This window comes from Streptomyces sp. NPDC050743 (assembly GCF_044456925.1).
Taxonomy (GTDB): domain Bacteria; phylum Actinomycetota; class Actinomycetes; order Streptomycetales; family Streptomycetaceae; genus Streptomyces.
The window spans coordinates 1-9,188 of sequence record NZ_JBITGJ010000180.1; the positions used below are offsets into that span (position 1 = coordinate 1).

General features: G+C 67.0%; 9 protein-coding genes and 1 pseudogene. 8 read left to right on the forward strand and 2 right to left on the reverse strand.

Annotated features, from left to right (window positions below; genetic code table 11):
* Positions 1-101 precede the first annotated feature (101 nt).
* A pseudogene (locus tag ACIBJF_RS49880) lies at positions 102-456 on the forward strand (aldehyde dehydrogenase family protein); the annotation flags it as partial.
* 62 nt (positions 457-518) lie between these two features.
* Here the strand turns inward: ACIBJF_RS49880 and ACIBJF_RS49885 are convergent.
* A complete protein-coding gene (locus ACIBJF_RS49885; RefSeq protein ID WP_399184529.1) occupies positions 519-1,187 on the reverse strand; it encodes a hypothetical protein in 669 nt (222 codons plus the stop codon).
* A 96-nt stretch (positions 1,188-1,283) separates the two neighbouring features.
* Here ACIBJF_RS49885 and ACIBJF_RS49890 point away from each other — a divergent pair, with 96 nt between their 5' ends.
* The 7 genes from ACIBJF_RS49890 to ACIBJF_RS49920 all read left to right on the forward strand — a co-directional run bounded on the left by ACIBJF_RS49890 (position 1,284) and on the right by ACIBJF_RS49920 (position 7,908).
* Positions 1,284-1,547, forward strand: a complete 264-nt coding sequence (locus ACIBJF_RS49890) for a hypothetical protein (protein WP_399184530.1) — start codon at positions 1,284-1,286, stop codon at positions 1,545-1,547.
* Between the two features lie 187 nt (positions 1,548-1,734).
* Positions 1,735-2,358 carry a hypothetical protein gene (locus ACIBJF_RS49895; RefSeq protein WP_399184531.1) on the forward strand — a complete coding sequence of 208 codons (624 nt, stop codon included), beginning with the start codon at positions 1,735-1,737 and terminating at the stop codon, positions 2,356-2,358.
* 240 nt (positions 2,359-2,598) lie between these two features.
* Positions 2,599-3,177, forward strand: coding sequence for a carbonic anhydrase (locus tag ACIBJF_RS49900; protein ID WP_399184532.1), 579 nt, complete (start codon positions 2,599-2,601; stop codon positions 3,175-3,177).
* A gap of 366 nt (positions 3,178-3,543) precedes the next feature.
* A complete protein-coding gene (locus ACIBJF_RS49905; protein ID WP_399184533.1) occupies positions 3,544-4,497 on the forward strand; it encodes a GlxA family transcriptional regulator in 954 nt (317 codons plus the stop codon).
* 389 nt (positions 4,498-4,886) lie between these two features.
* The gene (locus tag ACIBJF_RS49910; RefSeq protein WP_399184534.1) at positions 4,887-5,828 is read left to right on the forward strand and encodes a GlxA family transcriptional regulator; all 942 of its coding nucleotides are present in this window, start codon (positions 4,887-4,889) and stop codon (positions 5,826-5,828) included.
* Between the two features lie 137 nt (positions 5,829-5,965).
* Positions 5,966-6,346, forward strand: coding sequence for a hypothetical protein (locus tag ACIBJF_RS49915; protein ID WP_399184535.1), 381 nt, complete (start codon positions 5,966-5,968; stop codon positions 6,344-6,346).
* On the forward strand, positions 6,343-7,908 hold the full coding sequence (locus ACIBJF_RS49920; RefSeq protein ID WP_399184536.1) for an MFS transporter: 1,566 nt from the start codon (positions 6,343-6,345) through the stop codon (positions 7,906-7,908). Before ACIBJF_RS49915 ends, ACIBJF_RS49920 begins: the two co-directional genes overlap by 4 nt.
* Before the next feature lie 94 nt (positions 7,909-8,002).
* On the opposite strand, the gene ACIBJF_RS49925 is transcribed toward ACIBJF_RS49920, so the two are convergent.
* On the reverse strand, positions 8,003-8,437 hold the full coding sequence (locus tag ACIBJF_RS49925) for a hypothetical protein (protein ID WP_399184537.1): 435 nt from the start codon (positions 8,435-8,437) through the stop codon (positions 8,003-8,005).
* Positions 8,438-9,188: the final 751 nt, after the last annotated feature.

A 9,188-nucleotide genomic window follows, 5' to 3' on the forward strand; every position in this document is an offset into this window, starting at 1 on the left:
GGTACGTCACCCCGCTCGAAACGAGATCCTTGCTCAGGCAGAACCTCGTCCCGGCAGCGTAAACACCCGCTGTCCAGTTCGCGGGGGGAACTTCACTGAACGATGTCGAGGTGGCGTTCGGTGGGGCCCGGAGAGCCCAGCGGGCATCGGCTTCGCTTTCGGTTCGCACGCGTGCTGAAGTGCTTCTGCGATTCATGGCATGCTCCAGGCAGGCCGAGGTGATGGACCTGATGCAGGTGGAGATGGGGAAGGCACGCCTGCCCGCACACGAGGAGGTCAGTCAGGCGCCGTGGTCGCCCGGCACTACGGGCGCAGGGCCCCACTTACCTCCAGCCGCGGCGGCTCACGAAGGTCACCGAGTCGCACCACCCGCGAGGCGTGGTCGGGCAGATCGTCCCCTGGAACTACCTCATTGAACTGCCCTTCGGGAATCGAGCCGGTGACCATCTCCCGAGCCACTGCTTCGTCTTACCGCGGCTGTGCCCGGAACGTGAGTCCAGCGAAATTCGACGCTGCCGCTACTCCCCCCATGGTCCATTGATCACGCCACGCTCCATGGACGTGACGCCGTCCGCCGCCCGTTCCTGCGCAAGTTGGTAGGTGAGCGCGTAGGGCGGCGCGGCCGTCTCGGAGCGGGCACCGTGGGCGAGGACTTCGTCGGCCAGGTGGCGGACCATCTGAAGTCGCGGATAGGCGGCATGGATCCGGCTCTGCTCCTCGGCCACGAGGTCGGCGTTCTTTCCGAAGTCGATCCAGACGCCTTCGTAGGTCAGGTAGGTCAGCAGCCCCATTCGCTCGGGGATCTGCGGAGTGGTGTGCAGAGCGATGGCCTCCCAGACCTTGTCGACATCCCGGGCCGGGGCGCCGAGGCCGGTCAGCACGGCGGCGGCGAGATCGGCGCTCTCCATCTCGAACCGGAGCAGGCCCGGTGCGTCCGGCCCGGTCGCCAGGTCGTGCATCACGTTTGCGGCGAAGAGGAGTTCCTCGTTGTAGTCCGCGTCGTCGAGAACTCCCTTGTGGGCGGCGAACAGGCGGGACCAGTAAAAGCCGCGGATGCAGTGGTTCAGCACGGACGGATGCATCGCGGCCCGCGCCGCGGCGAGGCTCGCTTCGGCCAGCGGCCCGGAAGGGAGGGCGAGTACGTCGCCGTACAGCCCGTTCGGGAGGGTGGATGGAGTCTTGGTCATGAGGTGACGCTACGAGAGCTACTGTCGGGCAAAAAGTGGCACGGATGCCAACCATCGCCACAGTTGTGCCACACGACGAACGGGCATCGCGTCAGGGTGCTGCTCGTACTGCCCGGTGTCCTCGCGCTCGGGTTCGGCACCGCGATGCAGATGTTCTCGACGGACCCGAGCTGCGACCTGACCGTATGCGCCGGGAGCGAGATCGACGATCAAGGCGGATCTGCTGGAGTTCATCCGCTCCTGACATCCGCGAAGACCGCCGGAGGCGTGATGAACGTCTGGCTTCTCGTCATGCAGGCGACGAGGACCGGGCCGTCCGCATCCGGGCAGGGTCTTCCAGACCATCAAACTGCCCGGTGAAGGAGGGTCGGAGTTCTTCTACTTCGACTGGTGGAAGGTGCAGGCCTGCTGGCCGAGCGGTCGACGCAGCACAGCAGGATCGGCCGCACCAGGAAATGGCAGGATTCGAGGTATGGATGTCATTGCAGCCAACCTGCTGGTCACTTAGCGTCAGATCTGAGCCAGTAACAAGGGAAAGGACATCACCTTGATCGCCGATATCACCGCGCCGGACAGCAATATCGCACGCCAGGCCGAGGAGCTTGCGCGCCGCGTTTCCAGCGACGCGCTCTTCAATCACGTCATGCGGTGTTACTGGTTCGCCGAACTCTTCGCGCAGCAGGAGGGCACGAAGGTGGACAGCGAATTGATGTTCCTCTCTGCAGTACTGCATGACCTCGGCCTGACGGAGCACGCTCGGGGCCCTCATCGCTTCGAGGTCGAAGGCGCCGGCGCGGCGCGTTCCTTTCTCGTGGAAAAGGGCGTTTCAGCAGAGCGGGCGCAACACGTCTGGGACAACATCGCTCTTCACGCGTGGGACCTCAACCCGTTCCGGGGCGACACCAGCCGCCTTATGCAACTCGGACTGGACTACGACGTCTCTGGGGCCCAGAACGCGAAGCTGGACCCGGCAGACATCGCCGAGGTGCTCCGGCGCTATCCCCGGCTGCAGTTCAAGCGCGCCTTCAACGAGCTGCTGAACCGCGAGGTCGACACCAAGCAGCCGTACCACCACTGGGTGCACATCTGCACGCGAGTTGCTCACAACCGGTCGCCGATCCCCATCGTCGACGCAACAGCAGTTCTGGACTGGGCACCGTTTGACGAATAAAACGCCGCTCGACCGCGCATTCGCGATCCCCGGCCCGTCGCCGGCCACCGCCATGTGCCTGTAAGGCCGCCGTCTCCGACACCACTCGCCGGAACAACTCCCACGGCTTATCCGGCACCAGTCGCGAAATAGGACAACCAGCACAACGACCCCGGCCATCAAGAGCTGCGGCGTCTACAGGGACGCCGCGTCTCGGAGGCCTGGCATGTTCCACCAAATAGTCATTAAGTGAGGAAAAAGATGGATCTCAGCGAGTACGAATTCCGCAACCAGCCGTGGTTCGATCAGGAGAATTTCCAGGGCTTCAATGAGGCGATCCCCATGAAGACCATGGTCGTTCACTGCTTCGACCCGCGAGCGGCGGAAATCCCCGAAGCCGTTGCCAAACACTTCGGGGACGAGGTCTTCCCGGGCGAGAACATCCTCGACGAGAACGGCAACCGAGTCGGCCACACACGCACGCTGTTCCCCCTGGCGAACGCCGGTGGGCGTGCAGTCGACGCACTGCAGGCAGTCGCGACCATGGACTACCTGTTCCACTTCAAGACCGTCGCCGTGGTGCACCACTCGTTCTGCGGTGCGACGGCGTTCAGGCCGGACCAGCTCATCAACCGGTACCGCGACGAGCACAACGTGGACATCTCGGATGCTTTCAGCCGGGACAGCCTGACCATTCCGCACTTCGACGAGTCGATCAAATACGACCTCGCCCTGCTCCGGAGCCACCCTGCCGTGCCGAAGTCCACCAAGCTCTTCGGATTCTTCTACGAGATGAACACCGGCGAGCTCATCGAAATCGCGCGGGACGTGCCCGCGTAAGCTTCCCGCCCTACCTGCGACCTGGCCTCAGTCGGCGTACGCAGGGACCCTTCCGAGGCTGCCGCGATTCCGTCGTCCTGTCGAGCGACGGTCGGACGCGGCATGCCTGCTCCGGGAGGTGTCCTGCGGCGCCGGCGGGGCTCGCTCCCGTGCCCGGCGGCAGCACGGCTTGCGCGGTCCATCTGAGTCGCCCCCCTGGCAGCCGTGAGTCGACAGGGCCTCCATGAGCCCTTGCGGCACGAACCCATTTTCGGCCGTGTCGCGGCAGACATGCCCATCGTGGACGGTGCGTAAAGCTGTGGCATAAAATGCAGTATGACCTCAGAAACTGCCAATGGTGCGGTTGGCGACACCCGGAAGATCGTCGTGGTCGCCTACGACGGCGCAAAGCTCATGGACATCGCCGGCCCGCTACAAGCGTTCAGCGAGGCAAATCTCCTGGACGGCCGTCCCGCCTATGACGTCGTCCTCGCCTCCGAGGACGGCAGAGCCGTCACCACCGACACAGGCGTGCGACTGGAGACCACACGGCTGGACAATGCCGTCCTCCAAGGAGTCGACACCCTGCTGGTCTCGGGCAGCGACTTGAGACTACCGCCGGCCTCGACAGCGTCACTGCGCTCCTGCCTGGCCGAGCACCTCGCCCAGCCGCGCCGGCTCGGCTCCATCTGCACCGGAGCGTTTGTCCTCGCCGAACTCGGCGTGCTCGACGGCCGGGAAGCCACCACACACTGGGCGTTCTGCCGCCAACTTGAGCGCGAGCACCCCGCCGTCAGCGTGGACCCCGACGCCATCTTCGTCACTTCGGGCCGGATCTGGACGTCAGCCGGTGTATCCGCGGGAATCGACATGGTGCTGGCAATGATCGAGAACGACCTCGGCCGCGAAACGGCCCTCAACGTCGCGCGCGCGATGGTTCTCTTCCTGAAGAGGCCCGGCGGGCAGTCCCAGTTCAGCATCGAACTGCGACAGCAGATGCAGGACGTACGAGGCCGGTTCGACGACTTGCACGACTGGATCCGCGCGAATCTCAACACCGACCTGTCCGTACCGGCACTCGCCGATGCCGCCCGCATGAGCCCCCGGAACTTCGCGCGCGTCTACGTCCGCGAGACCGGGGAGAGCCCGGCACGAGCCGTAGAAAAACTCCGACTCGAAGCCGCAAGACGACTTCTTGAGGCGACGCGTGATCCCGTGCGGGTCGTCGCAAGGCGAACGGGCTTCGGTGACGACGAGCGTATGCGACGCGCGTTCGTCAAAGCCCTGGGCGTGTCTCCTCAGGACTACCGCAGCCGGTTCGGGCAGCTCAGCCAGGACTAGATTCCCGACTTGGACCATCCGACACCATGCCCTTGTGGCGGACACCAACTCCGTTACGAGGCTCACCTTTGGGGCGCCCAGGATTCTGCAATCGCCCTGCCCCATTCGCTCGGGGATCCGCGAAGTGGTGTGCGGAGCGATGGCCTCCGAGACCTTGTCGACATCCCGGGCCGGCGCGCCGAGAACGGTCAGCACTGCGGCGGCGAGATCGGCGCTCTCCATCTCGAACCGGAACAGGCCCGGTGCGTCCAGCCCGGTGGCCAGATCGTGCATCACGTTTGCTGCGAAGAGGAGTCCCACGCTGTTGTCCGCGTCATCGTCCCGGATACGAGAGCTGCTCGCGGGGCAACCAGTGGCACGGACGCGGACCACCGCTACGGTCGTGCCACATGACGAACAGACATCGCGTCACCGTGCTCGTACTGCCCGGGGTCCTCCCGCTCGAGTTCGGCACCGCGACGCAGATCTTCTCGACAGACCCGCACTACGAGCTGACCGTATGCGCCGAGAGCGGCCCCGGACCTGTGCCCGGATCCGGCTTCGCGATCACCGTCACCGCCGGCCTCGAAGCGCTGGACGACGCCGACACCGTGATCATCCCGGGTTACGACGACGTCGACGCGACCCCGGCGGCCGGCATCCTGAGGACGCTGCGGACGGCTCGCGCCCGAGGCGCCCGGCTCGTCTCCGTCTGCACCGGAGCCTTCGTCCTCGCCGCGGCCGGACTGCTCGACGGACGCCCGGCCACCACGCACTGGCGGCACGCCGAGCAGTTGCGAATGCGCTACCCGCACGTCAACGTTCTGCCGAACCAGCTCTACGTGGACGACGGTGACATCCTCACGTCCGCCGGCGTCACGGCAGGAATCGACCTGTGCCTGCATCTGATCCGCACCGACCTGGGCGCGGCGGCGGCGAACACACGGGCACGGGATCTCGTCGCGCCGCCACGGCGGCAGGGAGGCCAGGCTCAATTCATCGAACAGTTCCGTCCCCAAGCCCACGGCGACGAGCTCGCTCCGCTGCGGGAGTGGATGCTCGACAACCTCGCAGACCCGCTCACCGTCGACGACCTCGCAGAACAGGCCCATATGTCCCGGCGGACCTTCATTCGCCGCTTCCGCGAGGAGACAGGCACCACGCCGATGGCGTGGCTGACCGACGCACGCATCGACCGGGCGCGCGAGCTGCTGGAGGCAAGTTCCGTGCCGGTGGAACAAGTGGGCCGCCTCGCCGGCCTCGGTGCCCCCGCCTCCCTGCGGGCCGTCTTCCACCGGCATCTCGGCACCTCACCCCAGGAGTACCGAACTCAGTTCCGCCACAAGGCATAGTCGGCACCTGCCTCGCCCTTCCCGTGCGTTCTTGACATTCCGTTCCACAACTCCATACGGTTCCTGACAGATCAGTCCAGAACCCTGGTGACCGTTGCTCACGGCATCCCGCGCATCCCGCAGAACGGAAGAGACGCATGTCCTCGCAAGATCAGATGACCCCTCCACGAACCCAGAGAGGAGGCCTGGACAACGACCCGAACCACGTCTCCGGAATCCTCCCGTGCCGGCTCCTCTTCGGGTTTGGCGCCGGCCTGGCGCTCCCGACCGCCGTCTCCTCCGCCCCAGTCGGTCCGCGCCGCGAACGCGCCGGTACGGGCGGCTCCATCGTGACCATGCCGACGCGGATCGGTTCGGTCGTCGGCATCGGCATCCTGGTCGCCATGCTCGGCACCGCCTCCGGCGGAGCCTCTCTGGAGACCTACCGACCGGCCTGCCTGGCCACGATGGCCCTCATGGCTGCCGTGGCCGTGGTGTCGCTGGGCGTGTCGCTGAATGGGGCGGTGACGGTCCGTTGACGGCCTCCGTTCCTGTTCAGGCTTCCCGCACCGCGGCCGCCGGCGGCGGGCGGTCCCGCTGGCTCGGCCTGCTGGTGGTCTGCCTCGGCGTCATGATGGCCTTCGTCGACGTCACCTCCACCATCTCGGCTCTGGGCGACATTCAGAGCGACCTCCACGTCACCGCCGGCACGCTGGTATGGATCACCAGCGCGTACAGCCTCGCCGTCGTCAGCTTCGTGATGTCCGCCGGAACCTTCGGCGACCTCGTGGGGCGTCGCCGCGTGTTCAGCCTCGGTGCCGCCGTCTTCCTGGTCGGCAGCGTGCTCGCCGTCTTCGCCGACAGCGCCGACATGCTCATCACTGCCCAGGCGATCGCGGGCCTCGGCGGCTCGGCTGTACTGCCGACGAGCCTGGCGATCGTCAGTGCCACCTTCACCGACCCGCACGAGCGCACGGCCGCGATCGGCATCTGGGCCGCGTGCTCCGGAGTGGGCCTGGCCATCGGCCCGATCCTCGCCGGAGCCCTGCTCGAAGACTTCTCCTGGCACGCTGTCTACATCGCCAACCTCGTCATCGCCGGCACCGCCCTCCTCCTGGCCCCGGTCTTCGTGACCGAGTCCAGACACCCCACGCGCAGGCTCGATCTCGCGGGCCTCGTCCTGGCCACGGTAATGACGGCCTCGGCCACCTACGCGATCATTCAGGGCGGCGCCACGGGATACACCGAAGCCCCGATCATCACCATGTACGTGGTCTTCGCCGTGTCCCTGTTCCTGTTCGTACGCGTGGAACTCCGTCACCCCGACCCCATGCTGGACCTGAGGCTCTTTCGCAACGCTTCCTTCTCGGCCGTCATGGGCGTGGCCGCTGTCAGCGTCTTCGGACTGGTCGGTGTCGCCCTGCTCAGCGTGCTCTACATGGAACGCGTGGGACAGACCAGCCCCCTCGACGTCGGCGTGCGCCTGCTGCCGCTGTTCGGGACGTTCCTCCTGGTCACGGTAGTGGCCGCCCGGGTGCTGGTACACCGGGTCGGCCTCACCCCCTTGATCACCGCGGGCCTGGTCCTCATCGGAGCCGGGTCCCTCGCGCTGCTCGCGACCGACGCCTCGGGAGGGTACGGGGCGATGTGGCCCGGGCTGCTCGTGGCGGGCATCGGAGCGGGCCTGCTGACAGCGCCTTCAACGGCTGCCGCAGTCAACAGTGTCCCGCCACAGCAGGAGGGGATGGCGGCAGCGGCGGTGAACATGGCTCGTCAGCTGGGAACGGTGCTCGGCCCCAGTGTCCTCGGAACCGTCGTCACCAGTCGCTTCCCCCGGAAGCTGCATGACCGTCTCGTCGAGGCAGGCATCCCCTCGCCGCAGGCGGACAGGATCGTGGATGGCGCGTCACACGGCGGCGGCGCGACAGGCCTCCCCCCGTCCCTCGCTCGCGCGGTGGGAACCGCGGTACCGAGGGCGTTCACCGACGCCGTGCACCTGGGCAACGCCATAGGCGGAGTCGTACTGATCGTCATGGCCGTGCCTGCGGCGCTGTTCGTCCGCCACAAGGTTCACAGTTCCCGGACATCCGCCGAAGCGTAAGCGGTACGTCAACGGGACGGTGCGAGGCGTCCACAGGCCTTCTGGCCGAACAACGCCTCCCGAATCAACCGGTGTTGATGGCTGAGTACAGCCATCAACACCGGCACCGCCCGCAAACCGGGCACCGGTCACAACAACGCAGGGCCGAACCTCCGGGCGACGCCGCGATCAACCGCCGGCCCAGCTCAATCCAGACGGCCACTACACCTCCGATGAGCTCGCCCGGCTTGATGACCGAGGTCTGACGGTGGCCGTTGCGCAGGTGCTGCGACGGGACGGCTGGCGCGTGGTCCACCTGACCCTGCGGGAGAGGCGACCGCGCCTGTTCGCGCGCGACCGCCGTGGCCGCGAACTCGACGTCTCTGTCCGCCCGGCCACGACGGCCGACGAGGACTCGGGCGAGATCGGGCCTCCTTCCCTGCAGGAGGCAGGCCGACCCGGCATCGACCACCCGATCCGGGCCGTCGTCCACCTCGGCGGTTTCAGCCGCACGGACGCGCTCTGGGCCTCCCGCCAGGGTGGTGTCCACCTCCTCGCCGGCCACCAGGTTCGGCACTGGGCGGCCGACGAGACCTGGACGTCCTCGGCCTGCCGCCCCGGTCTGGGTAACCCGTCGACTGTTACCCCGGCCGGCCTGGGGTTTTCTGGCCGGTCAGCGGGGGGAGATCCGGTATTCGCCAAGCCGGAAAGTGTCCGCCGCGTACCGGGGAGGCAGCGCACCGGGGCGGGGACGCGCGGACGCCCACCTGCCCACGGCGCCGTAGCGGCGGTCCACCTGCCGGCGGACACGCTTGCGGCTCGGGTAGGGGCCGTGGGCCATCATCCCCACCCTGGCAGAGGGCTACGACTCGGTCGGCCACGTCGTCAACACGGTGCCCCTCTCCTCGTCAGTGAGAGCGATGCGTGCGCCGGGCAGGGTGCCGCGTTCCCCCAACCAGGTGGAGAACTGGCGGCACGCAGTCGTCTCGCGCCCCCACCAGCCATGCATCATCGTCATGCCGACGACCGCCGAGAGCCGGGGACAAGTGGCATCTGGACGAGGTCTGGGTCAAGATCAACGCCCGGTTGCACTACTGCCGCCGGCGCAACATGATCGAACGCCGCTTCAACCGTCTCAGGGGGTTCCGCGACATCGCAACGAGATACGAGAAGACCGCCACCTCCCTTGAAGGCTCCCCTCCCTGGAGGGAGGGGATGCGTCGCCCTCCAGGGCTGAGCGGGGATTTACGGCTCAGGCCGCCACCGGAGCCGGCGGCTCGGGTGGTCTTACGCCCTCGGCA